Below are 14757 nucleotides of genomic sequence, written 5' to 3'. Positions count from 1 at the left end.
TTGACCCCGCGGCTTGACCCGCGGCGGGCCTCCGTCCCCCGTATCCGTACGCAGGCCGTGCAGGTGGGGGCGCCGGGCGGCGCGGGTCGTTACAGTCCCGGAGGTCGCAGCCGTCACAGGACCGCAGCACCGTCACAAGGGGGAAGAGCGATATGCAGCGCGCGGAACGCATGGTTTCAGTGGGCGAGATCGCGTTGTGGACGGAGGAGTTCGGCGATCCGGCGGATCCGTCCGTACTGCTCGTCATGGGCTCGATGTCGCAAGGGCTGCTCTGGCCGGAGGAGTTCATCGGCCTGCTGGTGGCAGGCGGACGCCGGGTCATCCGGTACGACCACCGGGACGTCGGACGCTCGACCTCCTGGGACTTCGCCGCGCACCCCTACACCTGGCACGCGGTCAAGGACGACGTGGTGGGGCTGCTCGACGCCCTCGGCATCGAGCGGGCGCACGTCGTCGGCCACTCGGCGGGCGGTCTGCTTGCCCAGTGGATCGCGGTCGAGCACCCCGAGCGGGTGGCCACGCTCACCGCGATCGCGTCGTCACCGCTGGGCGGGGGCGAGGGGCAGGTGCTCCTGCGGGCGCTGACCGGCGAGCCGCAGCCGGCGGGCAGCCTGCCCGGACCCGCGCCCGCCTTCGTCGAGCTGTTCGCGAAGGCGGCGGTGGGCCCGCCGCCCGAGGGCCGCGCCGGACTGATCGACTTCCAGGTGGAGATGGCCCGGATGCTGCATGGGACGGTGCTGCCCTTCGACGAGGACGCCCAGCGCCGGTTCGAGGAACTGCTGTGGGACCGGGCGGCCGATCCGGCAGCGCTGGGCAACCACCGGCTCGCCTGGGCCGCCGACCCCGAGTTCGAGCCGGCAGGCGCCCTGGGCGGGGTGCGGGCCCCGACGCTGGTCGTCGAGGGGACCGAGGAGCCGGTCAAACCGGGGCACGGGCGGCTGATCGCCGAGGCGATTCCCGGGGCCGGCTTCCTCGCCGTCGAGGGCATGGGGCACACCCTTCCCCCCGAGGTGCACGAGGAACTCGCCGGCGCGATTCTCCGGCACACCTCCCAGGACACCGTGGGAGGCCCCAACTAGGCGATCAGGGCGGCCGTTTGCCGTTCGAGTGGCAGGCCGCTCCCATCGTGGTCGCAGACCTCTTCCACCTCGTGCACCGCCCACGCCGGGAACGGGTCGTCGGCGGCTGCGGGAACCGGCTCGCCGGCCGCGAGAAGGCACTCGGTCAGAGCGGCGTGCAGGGGCTCCGGCCGCAGGTGGGTGCCGATGAAGACCAGTTCCTGGCCGTACCGGGACTCCTCCGTGGTGTCCGCACCGGGCTCGCCGCCCGCGTCCGCCGTGCCCGAGGGCTCGAAGCGGGCGACCGCGCCGGCCTGGGACCACAGCCCGGTGACCCCGGGGCGGGTGGCGAGGCGGAAGAAGCCCTTGGAGCGCAGGATGGCGCCGTAGCGGCCGCTGTCCAGCTCCTCGGTGACGAAGTGCCACAGGCGGCCCGGGTGGAAGGCGCGGCCGGCCCGGAAGACGGTGCTGGAGATGCCGTATTCCTCGGTCTCGGGCACGTGGTCGCCGTTGAGTTCCCTGACCCAGCCGGGCGCCTCCTGGGCCTTCTCCAGGTCGAACCGGCCGGTGCCGAGCACCTCGGCGGGCGCCACCCGGCCCCTTCGGGCGGGGATGATGCGTGCGGCCGGGTTGAGGCGGGTGAGGGTGGCCCGCAGGCGCAGGAGGGCTTCGGTGTCGACCAGGTCGGTCTTGTTGAGCACGATGACGTCGGCGAACTCGATCTGGTCCATGAGGAGGTCGCTGACCGTGCGCGTGTCGTCCTCGTACTGGTCAAGGCCGCGCTCGGCCAGCCCGTCGCCGCCGGTCAGTTCGGGGAGGAAGCCGGCGGCGTCGACGACGGTGACCATGGTGTCGAGCCGGGCGAGGTCGCCGAGGGTGGCGCCGTCGTCGCGGGGAAAGGCGAAGGTGGCGGCGACCGGCAGCGGCTCGGAGATGCCGCTGGACTCGATCAGCAGGTAGTCGAAGCGCCCTTCGCCGGCCAGCCGTGCGACCTCCTCCAGCAGGTCGTCGCGCAGGGTGCAGCAGATGCACCCGTTGGTCATCTCGACCAGCCGCTCCTCGGTGCGGGAGAGCGCCGCGTCGCCGCCGCGGACGAGCGCGGCGTCGATGTTGACCTCGCTCATGTCATTGACGATGACGGCCACGCGCAGGCCGTCCCGGTTGCCCAGGATGTGGTTGAGCAGGGTGGTCTTGCCCGCGCCGAGGAACCCGGAGAGCACGGTGACGGGCAGCCGGGGGTGCGCCATGGCCGGTCAGTCCTTGGGGTCGATCAGGCCGAGCCGGACGGCCTTCACCAGGCGGCGGGGCACCTGGTACACCGAGCCGTCGACGGTGACGGGCACCAGCGAGGGGGCGGTGGCCTTCCACTGGGAGCGACGGTGCCGGGTGTTGCTGCGGGAGAGCTTGCGCTTGGGTACGGCCATGGTGGTCCGGCCTCCTTCGGGATGGGGCGGTCGCCAGGAGGCTATATGGAAATGGATCCCATTTCCAAGTGGGTCTTTGGGAGAGCGAACGCCCGGGGCGGCCGGCAGGGCCGCCCCGGGCGCAGTGGTGCCGAGGGTGCGGTGGAGCGGGGGCACGCCGGAGGATCAGGTGTCCGGGCGGCGCTACCCCGCGCGGTTCGTCAGATCGTCGAGGTGTCGATCACGAAGCGGTAGCGCACGTCGCTGGCGAGCACCCGCTCGTACGCCTCGTTGATCTGCGTCGCGTCGATCACCTCGATGTCCGCGGCCAGCCCGTGCTCGCCGCAGAAGTCGAGCATCTCCTGCGTCTCGCGGATGCCGCCGATCATCGAGCCGGCGAACGACCTGCGCCGGGGGATCAGTGCGAACGGCGCGATCTGCAGCGGCTTCTGCGGGGCGCCGAGCTGCACCAGCGTGCCGTCCGTCGCGAGCAGCCCGAGGTAGGCGTTCATGTCCAGGTCGGCGGAGACGGTGTTGACGATCAGGTCGAAGGAGCCGGCCAGCGCCTCGAAGGTGGCCGGGTCGGAGGTGGCGTGGTAGTGGTCGGCGCCCAGGCGCAGGCCGTCGTCCTTCTTGCGCAGCGACTGGCTCAGCACGGTGACCTCCGCGCCCATCGCGTGCGCGATCTTCACGCCCATGTGGCCGAGGCCGCCCAGGCCGACGACGGCGACCTTCTTGCCGGGGCCCGCCTTCCAGTGGGCGAGCGGGGAGTACAGGGTGATGCCGGCGCAGAGCAGCGGGGCGGCGGCGTCCAGCGGGATGCTCTCGGGGATCCGCAGGGCGTAGTTCTCGTCGACGACGAGGTGGGTGGAGTAGCCGCCGTGGGTGGGCTCGCCGTCGCGGCCGGTGGCGCCGTACGTGCCGACGTTGCCGAGTTCGCCGGTGCAGTACTGCTCCAGGCCGGCCAGGCAGTTCTCGCACTCGCGGCAGGAGTCGACGAAGCAGCCGACGCCGACCCGGTCACCGGTGCGGTAGCGGGTGACCTCGGGGCCGACCTCGGCGACCACGCCGGCGATCTCGTGCCCGGGGACGAGCGGGAAGGTGCCGCCGTCTCCCCACTCGGCCCGCGCGGTGTGGATGTCGGAATGGCAGATACCGGCGTACTTGATGTCGATCAGGATGTCGTGGGCACCCAGTTCGCGGCGCGGAATCGTGGTCCGCTCCAGCGGTGCCTTCGGGGCGGGTGCGGCGTACGCGGCGACAGAGGTGTGGGTCATGCCATCGAGAATGCGGCAGGTCAGAGGCCCGGCCAAGGCCCCGTTGTACCTATGCACGGCGTTCCTACCACTGCCAGGACCACCCTGGCGAGGCCCGTTCCGCGGTGCCGGACGCATACTGCCGTCATGGACCGGAGCACCGAATTGAGCGAGTTCCTGCGCTCCCGGCGGGCCCGGTTGCGGCCCGCGGACGTCGGGCTGCCGGAGCACGGCGGGCGGCGCCGGGTGCCGGGACTGCGGCGCGAGGAGCTGGCGCAGCTCGCCGGGGTGAGTGTCGCGTATTACATCCGCCTGGAACAGGGCCGCGGCCGAAACGTCTCGGCCGCCGTCCTGGACGCCGTCGCTACCGCGCTGCGGCTGACCGGCGCCGAGCGCGACCACCTCACCCACCTGGCCCGCCCGGTCTCGCGGCGGGTACGGCCGCCCGGCCGGTCCGGGGGCGGCTGCGGCGCGGCTCCGATGCGGGTGCGGGCCGCCGTGCAGCAGCTCATCGACGCGATGGAGGGCGTCCCGGCCTGCGTCGTCGGCCCGCGGCTGGACGTCCTGGGCTGGAACCGGCTCTCCCTCGCCCTCCTCGGCGACTTCTCCGCGCTGCCGCGGGACCGGCCCAACCTGGCCCGGCAGGTTTTCCTCGATCCCGCCGCGCGCGATCTGTACGACGACTGGGCGGCCAAGGCCGCTGACGTCGTCGGCTATCTGCGGCGGGACGCGGGGCGCTGTCCCGAGGACCCCGAGCTGGCCTCGCTGATCGCCGAACTGTCGCTCAGGAGCGGTGAGTTCCGTCGGCTGTGGGCCGCGCACGAGGTCCGGGACAAGGGTTTCGGCGTCAAGGTGCTCAACCATCCACTGGTCGGACGGCTGACGCTGGCGTACGAAGTCCTGGCGCTGCCCGCCGACCCCGGTCAGCAGCTGTTCACCTACCATGCGCAACCGGCGTCGCCGTCGGCCGTGGCGCTACGGCGGCTTGCGGAGGCGGCGCCGGCCGGGGCCGCGGCCCGGGGCTGACGGGAAGAAGCGGGGTCACGCCACCGTGCCGGCGGCGGCCAGGAGGGGGAGGGGCGGGCGGTGGCGGAAGCCGTCTTCAGCTTCGCTTAAGGATCATTGCGTCATGGTGACCTCAGGTGCTCGCCGAGCGCCTGACGGCCGCGGGAGTACCCCGCGCCGGGTGTGGCATCGCCTTGTCAGTGTCGACGTGGCGGCCGTGCCACCCCCTTGACCCGACCACACCACGCGCCCGTCAGGGCGAGTAGGAGGCAGGCCACCACCATGCAGCAACTCACCGCCCATGCCCGTACCTTCGAGCGCCGCTGCGCCGAGCGTCGCGAGGACTTCGAGAGGTTCGAGGCGGGACAGTCACCGCAGGCCCTGTTCATCACGTGCTCCGACAGCCGTGTCGTGCCCGCACTGATCACCGGGGCGGGCCCCGGCGACCTCTTCGAGCTGCGCACCGCGGGCAACATCGTCCCCGAGTACAGCGAACAGCGCCCCGCGGGTGAGACGGCGACCATCGAGTACGCGGTGCGTGTCCTGGGCGTGCGGCACATCATCGTCTGCGGCCATTCCCACTGCGGTGCGGTCGGCGCCGTGGTGCGCGGGGACGACCTCAGCGGCGTGCCGGCGGTCCGGGGCTGGCTCGACAGCGCCGCTCCGGAGCAGCTGCGTGAGGCGGGTGCCGCGTGGGCGGGTGCCGGGCCCGATCTCGCCGAGGCCGTCCAGCGGCACGCCGTTGAGCAGGGCGAACGGCTGCGGGCCTATCCGTGCGTGCGGGAGGCGATGGACGCCGGGCGGCTGACGCTGGACGTCTGGTTCTACGAGGTGCACACGGGAGCCGTGCGCAGCCATCGGCCGGAGACGGGGGCTTTTCAGCCGCTGTAGCGGCGGCCGCGCCCGCATGCGGCGCGCCGCCCCGCCCCGTCCCCTCACCGTTCCGGAGGAACCGGAGTTTCCATGATCGCCTCAGGTAAGACCCCCGTACCGAAGTTCTCCCTGCCGAAGTTCTCCGCCCCCAGCCCCGACACGCTGCGGCGTGATGTCCTCGCCTCGCTCGTCGTCTTCCTCGTCGCCGTCCCGCTGTGTGTGGGAGTCGCCGTCGCGTCCGGCGTACCCGCCGAACTCGGGCTGATCACCGGCATCGTCGGCGGTCTCGTCGTCGGCGCCCTGCCGGGCAGCTCGTTCCAGGTCAGCGGGCCCGCGGCCGGCCTGACCGTCCTTGTCCACGAAGCCGTGCAGCAGTACGGGCTCGCGGCGCTCGGCGCGATCGTGCTCGCCGCCGGTGTGCTGCAGATCGTCCTCGGCGCGCTGCGCTTCGGCCGGTGGTTCCGGGCGATATCCGTCGCCGTGGTGCAGGGGATGCTGGCCGGTATCGGCCTGATCCTCGTCTTCGGCCAGGTCTACGCCATGGCCGACGTCGCCCAGCCCGGCAGCGGACCGGCGAAGATCGCCGGGCTCCCCGGGCTCGCCGCCGAGCTGGTCAGCAGCCCGCAGGCGGCCACCGCGTTCGCCGTCGGGGCCGGCACCCTCGGCCTGCTCCTGCTGTGGAAGTGGATGCCCGAGAAGGTCCGCAAGGTGCCTGGCCCGCTGGCCGCCATCGCCGTCGCCACCGCCGTGACGGCCGTGTTCGGCCTGCCGATCAAGAAGGTGGAGGTGCACGGCCTGCTGGAGTCCGTCCAGCCGCCGGGGCTCGGCGAACTCGGCGGTCTCGCCGGGCTGTCCATCCTCGGCACGGTGCTCGCCTTCACCCTCATCGCCTCCGCCGAGAGCCTCTTCAGCGCCGCGGCGGTGGACCGGATGACCGACGGGGCGCGGACCGACTACGACAAGGAGCTGATGGCGCAGGGTGCGGGCAACGCCCTCTGCGGTGTGCTGGGCGCGCTGCCGATGACCGCGGTGATCGTGCGCAGTGCCACCAACGTCCAGGCCGGTGCCCGTACCAAGCTCTCGCGCATCCTGCACGGCGTCTGGCTGCTGCTCTTCGCGGCGCTGCTGCCTGCCGCGCTCGGCGTCGTCCCGCTCGCCGCGCTCGCGGCCGTGCTGGTGCACGCCGGGGTGAAGCTGGTGCCGGGCCGACAGCTGGTGTCGATGTGGCGGGAGCATCGCGGTGAGGCGGTGATCCTCGTGATCACCGCGGGCGCCATCGTCGTGGCCAACATGTTCGAGGGTGTGCTCCTCGGGCTGCTGCTCGCCGTCGTCAAGACCGCCTGGGAGACCTCCCATGTGCAGGTGGACGTAAGGGAGTTGACGGGCGGACGGATCATCGTCGCGCTCACCGGCAACGCGACGTTCCTGCGGCTGCCCAAGATCCTGGACGCGCTGGAGAAGCTGCCCCGGGACAAGCCCGTCGAACTGGACCTGACGGAGCTGCGGCACCTGGACCACGCCTGCCGTACCGCCCTGGACGGCTGGGCCGCACAGCACAACGGCGCGGAGCCGGTGACTGCGACCCCGGTGGCCACGGCGGGGGCGGGGCGCGCCGCCGGGTAGCGGAAGCCCGCCCTTGAGCGTTCCTGTGCTCCGGAGCGCGGTACCTCGGTACCGCGCTCCGGAGCACAGTCGCGCTCGGGAGCGCGCGGGCGTCCCCGGCCATGTGCGGCGGCCTTCCCCGGCCGCCGCACGGGCGCGACGGTTACTTCAGGGCCCGCTCCAGCCCGCCCAGTGCCGACTCCAGTTCCTCGCGGGTGATGGTCAGCGGCGGGGCCAGGCGGATCGTGGACCCGTGGGTGTCCTTGGCCAGGATCCCTTCGCGGAGCAGCCGTTCGCTGATCTCGCGGCCGGTGCCGAGGGCGGGGTCGATGTCGACGCCGGCCCACAGGCCGCGTGCGCGAAAGCCCGTGACGCCCTTGCCGGTCAGGGCGGTCAGCCCGGTGCGGAGCACCTCGCCGAGCTCGGCCGTCCGGCGCTGGAACTCACCGGTGGCCAGCAGCTCGATGACCGCGGAACCGACCGCCGCAGCCAGCGGGTTGCCGCCGAAGGTGGAACCGTGCTGGCCGGGGCCGAGGACGCCGAGCACCTCGCGGCGGGCGACGACCGCGGAGACGGGGACGATGCCGCCGCCGAGCGCCTTGCCGAGCAGCAGGACGTCCGGGACGACCGACTCGTGGTCGACGGCCAGTGTGCGGCCGGTCCGCCCGAGGCCGGACTGGATCTCGTCCGCGATGAACAGGCACCCGGCGCGCCGCGTCACCTCGCGTACGCCGCTGAGGTAGCCGTCGTCGGGGATGACCACCCCGGCCTCGCCCTGAATGGGCTCGATCAGCACCGCGGCCGTGGTCTCGTCCACGGCCGCCTCCAGCGCGGCGAGGTCGTTGTAGGGCACCACGCGAAAGCCCGGCGCGAAGGGGCCGAAGCCGGCGCGGGCGGTCTCGTCGTTCGAGAAGCCGACGATGGTGGTGGTGCGGCCGTGGAAGTTGTCGGCGGCCACCACGATCGTGGCCCGGTCGGCGGGCACGCCCTTGACGTCGTACGCCCACTTGCGGGCGACCTTGATGCCGCTCTCCACCGCTTCGGCGCCGGTGTTCATCGGCAGCACCATGTCCAGGCCGGTGAGTTCGGCGAGGTCCTCGGCGAAGCCGGCGAGGCGGTCGTGGTGGAAGGCGCGCGAGGTGAGGGTGAGCTGGTCGAGCTGGCGGTGCGCGGCCTCGATCAGCGCGGGGTGGCGGTGGCCGAAGTTGAGGGCGGAGTAGCCGGCCAGCATGTCGAGGTAGCGGCGGCCCTCGACGTCCTCGACCCAGACGCCTTCCGCACGGGCGACGACCACCGGCAGCGGGTGGTAGTTGTGCGCGAGGACCGGTGCCTCCGCGCTGATCACCTCCGCCGACGAGCGCGGCGTGCGCGGCGCCCGGGATGCACCGGCCCCGGCGGTGGCGGAGGTGACGGTCTCGGTGGGAGCGGTCATCAGCGGATCTCCTGGGTGCAGCACTTGATGCCGCCGCCGGCCTTGTGGAACTCCGACAGGTCGACGGGGACGGGGACGTAGCCGCGGTGGGTGAGCTGGTCGATGAGGCCGACCGCGGCCGGGGCGATGAAGACATGGCGGCCGTCGGAGACGGAGTTGAGGCCGAAGGCCATCGCGTCCTCGCGGGTGGCGATCACCGCGTCCGGGAACAGCCGGCGCAGCACCTCGCGGCTGCCGGAGGAGAACGCTTGCGGGTAGTAGGCGATGTTCGCCGCCGGACGCGGAGCGCCGTCCTCGCCGCCGGCTCCGCCCGCGCCCGGGTCGTCGAGGACGAACAGCGCGGTGTCCAGGTGGTAGAAGTACGGGTCCACCAGCTGGAGGCCGATCGTCGGTACGCCGAAGAACTCCTGCACCTCGGCATGGGCCGCCCGGGTGGTGCGAAAGCCCGTCCCCGCCAGGAGGAAGGGCCCGGCCGGCGCGAGGTCGCCCTCGCCCTCGCACAGCTCCTCGGGACGGTAGACGTCGTACCCCGCCGCCTTGAACCACGTCTCGTACTCCGTGGACTCCGGCCGCCGCTCGGGGGCGTGGAACCGGGAGCCGAAGACCCGGCCGGCCAGGACCAGGGCCGAGTTCGCGGCGAAGACCATGTCGGGCAGGCCGGCGACCGGTGGCACCGTCTCCACCGTGTGGCCGTGCTCGCGGTAGGCGCGGACCAGGGTCTCCCACTGGCGCCCCGCCAGCGCGGTGTCGACCTGTGCGTCCGCCCGCATCCACGGGTTGATGGCGTAGTGCACGGCGAAGTGCCGGGGCTCGCAGAGCAGATAGCGCCCGGGGCGCGCCACGCGGGGCGTCGTCGAAAGGCTCGTCGGCAAGGAAGGATCCCTTCGGTTCCGGCGGTGGGGCGGTGCGCGCGGAGGGTGCCGGGTTCGGCCGGATACCGGGGCGGGCGCACCGGCACCGGTCGAGCGCACCGGGGTCAGCGGTGGTGACCGGTGGTGACCGGAGGTATCCGGCACGTGTTCCACGGTAAAGATCGAGCAAGCCGCCGGACAAGCGACAAACGCTGCGCGCAGGCGCAGGAATCCTGCGCAGATATGCCCCTCAGAGCGAGTTCGCTGCGCCGATCGAAGCGGAGGGCTGGCCCGCACCCGCCTCCGGGCTCTCCGGCAGCAGGTGGGACAGGACCATGTAGCTGATGGTCTTGCGGATGAACGGCTCGGCCCTGATGCGCTCGAGCACCTCTTCGAAGTGCTCCACATCGGTCGCCCGGACGTGCAGCAGCGCGTCGGCGCCGCCGGTCACGGTCATGGCGGCCGCGATCTCCGGATGGTTGCGCACGACCTCGGCGAGGCGGCGGGGCGGGGCGGCGCTGTCGCAGTACACCTCGACGTACGCCTCGGTGAGCCAGCCGAGCGCGGCGGGCCGGACGGTTGCGGTGAACCCCGTGATGACGTTGTTCTCGCGCATCCGGTCGACCCGGCGTTTGACGGCGGTGGCCGACAGGCCGATGGCCGCGCCGATCTCCGCGAAACTCGTCCGCCCGTTCTCGATCAGTGCCGCAACGATCTTGCGGTCCAGCGCGTCGAACGGCGCGGCCTTGTTGGTCATCTGGCGACCCTCCTGTTCCCGCTCCGCGAGCGTGGGCTCTTCGCGCCGAGCGCCATCGGTCCGGAGTCGCCCCACGGTAGCGATATCCGGCCGGACGTCCGCGGGCCGCAACGCGGGCGGGGGAGGGGGGCCGTGGCTCCCCGGGCCGCCGCGCCGAGGGCGGCCGCTACCGCCGGGCGGGCGACGGGTGGGCGGCGCAACCACCCGTGCCCGACGCGAACCACCAGGTCAGCAATCGATGCAGGTCACATGGGGTGGCGTAACCTCGCGGCAACACGGCTCGCCTAGCGTCTGCGGTCGACGGTCCGTTGGGGCCGTCGGCTCCGCGAGCCGTAGGAGCGAGGAGGGGCCATGGAGGATCCGATGCCGGGCGGCACGCCCGGGGACGGGCTGACGCGGGCCGACCGGGCCCGGCGGGTGGCCCATGTCCTGCGCGGCCAGGTGCTGCGGGGTGCCTTCCCCTCGGGCGTACTGCCCGACGAGCGGGACCTGGTGGCCGAGTTCGACACCTCCCGCAACACCGTCCGGGAGGCGCTGGGGCTCCTGCGCGACGAGGGGCTGGTGGTGCGCCGCCGGGGCGTGGGAACGGTCGTGGTCGGGCGGACCTACCAGCATCCGCTGGGCGAGCTGTCCGGCTTGGCCGAGGTGCTCCAGCGGCACGGGACGGTCGTCAACGAGGTGCGCGAGGCCCGCACCGTCCGGCCGCCGCGCTCCGTCGCCCGCCGCCTGGGACTGCCCGAGGGGAGCCCGGCGGTGTATCTGGAACGGCTGCGGAAGGTGGACGGCGCGCCGCTCTCCCTGGACTGCACCTACCTCATCCCCGAGGTGGGGGAGACGCTGCTGGCCCTCGCCCCGGACACGCTGGAGAACCACGATGTCTTCGACCTGATCGAGACGGCCGCGGGAGCGCCGCTCGGCAGGGCCGAGGTGTCGGTGCGGGCGGTGGTCGCCGACCCGGCGACCTGCGAGGTGCTCGCGATGCCGGAGGGCGGCGCGTTGCTCGCCGTCGAACGCCTCACCCGGCTCGCCGACGGCCGCCCCGCCGACCTGGAGTTCATCCATCTGCGGGGCGACCGGCTGACCCTGCACGCCACGCTCGACCGGGCCGGGAGCACCGACAGCCCGCTCCTGTGATGCCGTTACCCGGCCGCACGGCCCGCCGCCTCCGCCCCGCGGAGCCGGCCGGTGCCGCGGCGACCCCTGCCCTGGAGGTCTCGTTGGGTTGCACCGAGCCCGGATCCACGACGCGCGCCGAGCAAGGACCGGCCACGGGGCCCGCGCCGCCCACCGGCGACGACGGGGCCACGGGTACGGCCGGGCGTCCCGGGACCCCGCCGCGCCCGGCACGCACCCTCGCCCTGTGTCTGTGCGTCACCTTGGTCGTCGGCATGGTCTCCGCCGTCAATCTGGCCATCCCGGACCTCTCGGGCGGCAGCCTGCACGCCTCCGCGGAGGCCGTGGTGTGGGTCGTGGACGGCTACGTCGTCGTCTTCGCCTGCCTGCTGGTGCCCGCCGGAGCGCTCGCCGACCGCAGAGGGCGCAAGGGCACGCTGATGTGCGGCATGGGCGTTTTCGCGCTCGGCAGCGTGGTCTGCGCCCTCGCCCCGCATGTCGCGGTGCTGATCGCGGGGCGCATGATCAGCGGGGCCGGCGCGGCCGCCGTGCTGCCCACCACGCTCGCGCTGATGGTGGACGGTCTCGCGGACCGGCCGCGACGCAGAGCCATCGCCATCTGGGCGTCCATGACGGGGCTCGCCGCCGTCCTGGGAAACGTGGGCGGCGGGGCGGCCATCGCGTACGGCACCTGGCGGACGCTGTTCCTCGCCCTGATCCCGCTCGCGTTCGTCGCCCTGCTGCTGGTCGCTGCCGCCGCCCCGGCCACCGAGCGGCACCCGCGCCCGGCGGCGCCGCTCGGCGGCGTCCTGCTGACCGGCGGTTTCCTGGCCCTGCTCTACGGCATCGTCTCCGGCCCGCAGGCGGGCTGGGCGAGCCCGGCCGTCCTGGGCGCCCTGACCGTCGCGGTGCTGCTGCTGACGGCATGGACGCGGCACGAACTGCGCGCCACGCACCCGCTCCTGGACCCCCGGCTGCTGGCCCGCCCCGCCGTCCGGGCGGGTGCGGTGGGCATGGCCGTCCTGTTCACCGGCATGTTCGGGCTCTTCTACCTCAACGGGCAGTACCTGCAGTACGCCAAGGGGTTCGGGCCGTTCGGCGCGGGCCTGCGGCTGCTGCCGATGGCCGCGGCGCTCCTGGCCGGACCGCGCTGCGGCCTGCTGCTGGAGCGGGTGTGCGGACGGCGCGGCACGGTCGTCGTGGGGATGCTCCTGCTGGCCTGCGGACTGTGCACGGTCTCCGCCGCCGACGCCCGCACCCCGTACGCGCTGTACGCCCTCGGCGCCGGCCTCACCGCGCTCGGCTGCGGCACGGCCACCCCGCTGCTGTCGCACGCCATGATGGCCGCCCTGCCTGCCGACCGGGCGGGCACCGGATCCGGACTGCAGAGCCTGGCAAGGGAGTTGGGCAGCGCCGTGGGCATCGCGATCACCGGGACGCTCACCACGGCCGTTTTCACGGCCCGTCTGCCCGCGGCGCTCCAAGGCCCAGGACACCCGACGACGGTCGCGGCGGCGCAGGCCCGCACGTCCGACCCGCGACTGCGGGCCGCGGTCGTCGACGCCTTCACCGCCGGCCTGCACACCGCGACCCTCACCCTCGCCGCCGCCGTCGTGCTCACGGCGCTCCTCCTCGCCCAGTGGCTGCCACGCGAGTAACGCACGCCACTGCCCCGGGGCGGCCTCCCGGCTGGGCAGGCCGCCCCGGGGCGGGCACACTCCGGTCGCTACACGGGCTCGACGCGTTGCAGCTTGGCCCGGCGCACGACCTCGGGGGCGACCTCCGCCACCCGCCGCACCAGCGCGGGCCCGTCCCAGTCCGTCGGCCAGCCCTGCCACAGGCGCAGCCGGCCGTTGACGACGACAGCGGTGATCTGGTCCCGGTTCGCCAGGCGGACGAGTTCCCAGCGCAGGTCCCAGGAGGGGGTGAGCTCGGGGACGGCGATGTCCACCACGAGGAAGTCGGCCGCCTTGCCCACGGCGATCTGCCCGGTCACCCTGCCCAGACCGAGGGCGTCCGCGCTGCCCGACGTCGCGTGCTCCAGCCACAGCTTTCCCGCCCCGCAGGAGGAGTCGCCCGCGCTCATGCCGTACGCCAGCCGCTGGGCCGTCTCGGCGGCGTCGATCATCCGGAAGCCGTCGCCCCGGGTGCCGTCGGTGCCGGTGCCGAAGCGCACGCCCATCGCGGCCAGCATGGTGGCGTGGGCGACGCCGTTGCCCTTCCAGGCGCTGGCCACGGGGTTGTAGCTGATCGCCGCGCCGGACTTGGCCAGCAGGCGCATCTCGCCGGGAGTGAGCAGGGTGGCGTGCGCGCCCAGGGTGTGCGGGCCCAGCGCGCCGATGTGGTGCAGATACTCGACGGGGCGACGGCCGACGCTCTTCAAGGAACGTTCCACGGAGGCGAGATGCTCGTTGACGTGGACCTGGAAGACCGCTCCGGCCTCGGCGCACAGCTTCGCCGTCTTCCTGATCACCTCGGCGGTCGCGTTCTCGGGCACGGCGATGGCCAGGGAGGGGTGGATCAGCGGATGTGCGTCCCAGCGCCCGAGGTGCGCGGGTCCGCCCGTCCCATCAGAGACGATCTTGGACAGGACGCACCGGATGCCGGCTTCCTCCGTGCCCTTGGCCACCGCGCCGACGTCCACCGGAGCGCGGGTCCCGGCGTCGGCGACGGTGGTGAAGCCGCCGCGCAGCGCTTCCAGCGCGGCCAGTTTCGCCGAGAGATAGGCACTCTCCTCGTCCAGCGCATGCTCCAGCGGCTCCCAGACCGTCTTGAAGATCTCCGAAGGCTGCCCGAACGACTGCGCCTTGCCGAAGCTCTGGGTCAGATGGTGGTGGGCGTCGACGAAGCCCGGCATGAGCAGATGGCCGTCGAGGCGCACCGGGCGGAGCGCGGAGTGCCGGGCGAGGAGTTTGCGGGCCGGGCCGATCTCCCGGAACTTCCCGTTCTCCACGAGTACCGCGTGGTCCCGGACCGGCCCGTCGGGCAGCATCAGCATCTCCGGCACGAGCAGCTGCTTCGTGCCGCCGAACTCCTCCGGCCGCGGGGCGTGCGCGGCCTTGCCGCCGCCCGGCCCGGCCGCCGCTGCCGGGGTGGCCGCGGTGGCCGAGGCCCCGCCGGTACCGCCGGTCACGGAGGCGCCGAGCAGTCCACCCGCGCCGGTCAGCCCCACCCCGACGAGAAATCCGCGCCGCCCGACGCCGCCGCGGCTCTCGCCCGACGGCTCGCCCCCGGCTCCCTCCTCCGCAGCCCCGTCCCCTCCCTGCGCCGATGCATGACCCGATTCCTGACCCGAAGGGCCCGAATCCTGGACCGGTTCATGCTCCGTCCCCGGCCCCGTCGCCTGCCCCGAGTCCGTCAACGGCTCCTGGTCCGCGCCCTCGCCCGGCGCCTGCGCCCGGTCCCGC

At 73.4% G+C, this 14757-nt stretch carries 13 protein-coding genes; 6 read left to right on the top strand and 7 right to left on the bottom strand.

Annotation, left to right across the window (positions count from 1 at the left end):
* Positions 1-152: 152 nt before the first annotated feature.
* On the top strand, positions 153-1079 hold the full coding sequence (locus tag ACGFZW_RS11670; protein ID WP_393892901.1) for an alpha/beta fold hydrolase: 927 nt from the start codon (positions 153-155) through the stop codon (positions 1077-1079).
* Here the strand turns inward: ACGFZW_RS11670 and ACGFZW_RS11665 are convergent.
* From ACGFZW_RS11665 to ACGFZW_RS11655, 3 genes are all read right to left on the bottom strand, one after another.
* The gene (locus ACGFZW_RS11665; RefSeq protein ID WP_393892900.1) at positions 1076-2305 is read right to left on the bottom strand and encodes a GTP-binding protein; all 1230 of its coding nucleotides are present in this window, start codon (positions 2303-2305) and stop codon (positions 1076-1078) included. The genes ACGFZW_RS11670 and ACGFZW_RS11665 overlap by 4 nt on opposite strands.
* 6 nt (positions 2306-2311) lie before the next feature.
* Positions 2312-2482, bottom strand: a complete 171-nt coding sequence (gene rpmF, locus ACGFZW_RS11660; RefSeq protein WP_393892899.1) for a 50S ribosomal protein L32 — start codon at positions 2480-2482, stop codon at positions 2312-2314.
* Positions 2483-2682: 200 nt separating this feature from the next.
* A complete protein-coding gene (locus ACGFZW_RS11655) occupies positions 2683-3738 on the bottom strand; it encodes an NAD(P)-dependent alcohol dehydrogenase (RefSeq protein WP_393892898.1) in 1056 nt (351 codons plus the stop codon).
* A gap of 126 nt (positions 3739-3864) precedes the next feature.
* Between ACGFZW_RS11655 and ACGFZW_RS11650 the strand changes: the two genes are divergently transcribed.
* The 3 genes from ACGFZW_RS11650 (at position 3865) to ACGFZW_RS11640 (ending at position 7218) form a co-directional block, all read left to right on the top strand.
* On the top strand, positions 3865-4743 hold the full coding sequence (locus tag ACGFZW_RS11650; protein ID WP_393892897.1) for a helix-turn-helix domain-containing protein: 879 nt from the start codon (positions 3865-3867) through the stop codon (positions 4741-4743).
* Between the two features lie 261 nt (positions 4744-5004).
* The gene (locus ACGFZW_RS11645; RefSeq protein ID WP_393892896.1) at positions 5005-5613 is read left to right on the top strand and encodes a carbonic anhydrase; all 609 of its coding nucleotides are present in this window, start codon (positions 5005-5007) and stop codon (positions 5611-5613) included.
* Between the two features lie 72 nt (positions 5614-5685).
* Positions 5686-7218, top strand: coding sequence for a SulP family inorganic anion transporter (locus ACGFZW_RS11640; protein WP_393892895.1), 1533 nt, complete (start codon positions 5686-5688; stop codon positions 7216-7218).
* 142 nt (positions 7219-7360) lie between these two features.
* Here the strand turns inward: ACGFZW_RS11640 and rocD are convergent, their stop codons facing one another.
* From rocD to ACGFZW_RS11625, 3 genes are all read right to left on the bottom strand, one after another.
* Complete coding sequence (gene rocD, locus ACGFZW_RS11635; RefSeq protein WP_393892894.1) at positions 7361-8629, bottom strand: ornithine--oxo-acid transaminase; 1269 nt, start codon at positions 8627-8629, stop codon at positions 7361-7363.
* Positions 8629-9501, bottom strand: a complete 873-nt coding sequence (gene ddaH / locus ACGFZW_RS11630) for a dimethylargininase (RefSeq protein WP_393892893.1) — start codon at positions 9499-9501, stop codon at positions 8629-8631. Before ddaH ends, rocD begins: the two co-directional genes overlap by 1 nt.
* A gap of 229 nt (positions 9502-9730) precedes the next feature.
* Positions 9731-10237 carry an Lrp/AsnC family transcriptional regulator gene (locus ACGFZW_RS11625; RefSeq protein ID WP_393892892.1) on the bottom strand — a complete coding sequence of 169 codons (507 nt, stop codon included), beginning with the start codon at positions 10235-10237 and terminating at the stop codon, positions 9731-9733.
* Between the two features lie 351 nt (positions 10238-10588).
* Between ACGFZW_RS11625 and ACGFZW_RS11620 the strand changes: the two genes are divergently transcribed.
* A complete protein-coding gene (locus ACGFZW_RS11620) occupies positions 10589-11371 on the top strand; it encodes a GntR family transcriptional regulator (RefSeq protein ID WP_393892891.1) in 783 nt (260 codons plus the stop codon).
* Entirely contained in the window at positions 11371-13008 is a 1638-nt protein-coding gene (locus ACGFZW_RS11615; protein ID WP_393892890.1) for an MFS transporter, read from the top strand. The genes ACGFZW_RS11620 and ACGFZW_RS11615 overlap by 1 nt, the downstream gene beginning before the upstream one ends.
* 68 nt (positions 13009-13076) lie before the next feature.
* Here ACGFZW_RS11615 and ACGFZW_RS11610 read toward each other — a convergent pair whose 3' ends face one another.
* Positions 13077-14348 (bottom strand): amidohydrolase family protein, encoded by a 1272-nt coding sequence (locus ACGFZW_RS11610; RefSeq protein WP_393893261.1) that lies wholly within the window; start codon positions 14346-14348, stop codon positions 13077-13079.
* Positions 14349-14757: the final 409 nt, after the last annotated feature.

Source organism: Streptomyces sp. NPDC048248, from assembly GCF_043201875.1.
Taxonomy (GTDB): Bacteria; Actinomycetota; Actinomycetes; order Streptomycetales; family Streptomycetaceae; genus Streptomyces.
The sequence above is the reverse complement of the archived record's forward strand: the minus strand, read 5'-3'. Positions and strand labels throughout refer to the sequence as shown.

What these genes read in the sequence shown, in the direction of transcription:
- ACGFZW_RS11665 (WP_393892900.1), bottom strand. Translation starts at nt 2,305, where the DNA reads ATGGCGCACCCCCGGCTGCCCGTCACCGTGCTCTCCGGGTTCCTCGGC.
- rpmF (WP_393892899.1), bottom strand. Translation starts at nt 2,482, where the DNA reads ATGGCCGTACCCAAGCGCAAGCTCTCCCGCAGCAACACCCGGCACCGT.
- ACGFZW_RS11670 (WP_393892901.1), top strand. Translation starts at nt 153, where the DNA reads ATGCAGCGCGCGGAACGCATGGTTTCAGTGGGCGAGATCGCGTTGTGG.
- ACGFZW_RS11645 (WP_393892896.1), top strand. Translation starts at nt 5,005, where the DNA reads ATGCAGCAACTCACCGCCCATGCCCGTACCTTCGAGCGCCGCTGCGCC.
- ACGFZW_RS11640 (WP_393892895.1), top strand. Translation starts at nt 5,686, where the DNA reads ATGATCGCCTCAGGTAAGACCCCCGTACCGAAGTTCTCCCTGCCGAAG.
- ACGFZW_RS11620 (WP_393892891.1), top strand. Translation starts at nt 10,589, where the DNA reads ATGGAGGATCCGATGCCGGGCGGCACGCCCGGGGACGGGCTGACGCGG.
- rocD (WP_393892894.1), bottom strand. Translation starts at nt 8,629, where the DNA reads ATGACCGCTCCCACCGAGACCGTCACCTCCGCCACCGCCGGGGCCGGT.
- ACGFZW_RS11625 (WP_393892892.1), bottom strand. Translation starts at nt 10,237, where the DNA reads ATGACCAACAAGGCCGCGCCGTTCGACGCGCTGGACCGCAAGATCGTT.
- ACGFZW_RS11650 (WP_393892897.1), top strand. Translation starts at nt 3,865, where the DNA reads ATGGACCGGAGCACCGAATTGAGCGAGTTCCTGCGCTCCCGGCGGGCC.
- ACGFZW_RS11610 (WP_393893261.1), bottom strand. Translation starts at nt 14,348, where the DNA reads ATGCTGATGCTGCCCGACGGGCCGGTCCGGGACCACGCGGTACTCGTG.
- ACGFZW_RS11655 (WP_393892898.1), bottom strand. Translation starts at nt 3,738, where the DNA reads ATGACCCACACCTCTGTCGCCGCGTACGCCGCACCCGCCCCGAAGGCA.
- ACGFZW_RS11615 (WP_393892890.1), top strand. Translation starts at nt 11,371, where the DNA reads ATGCCGTTACCCGGCCGCACGGCCCGCCGCCTCCGCCCCGCGGAGCCG.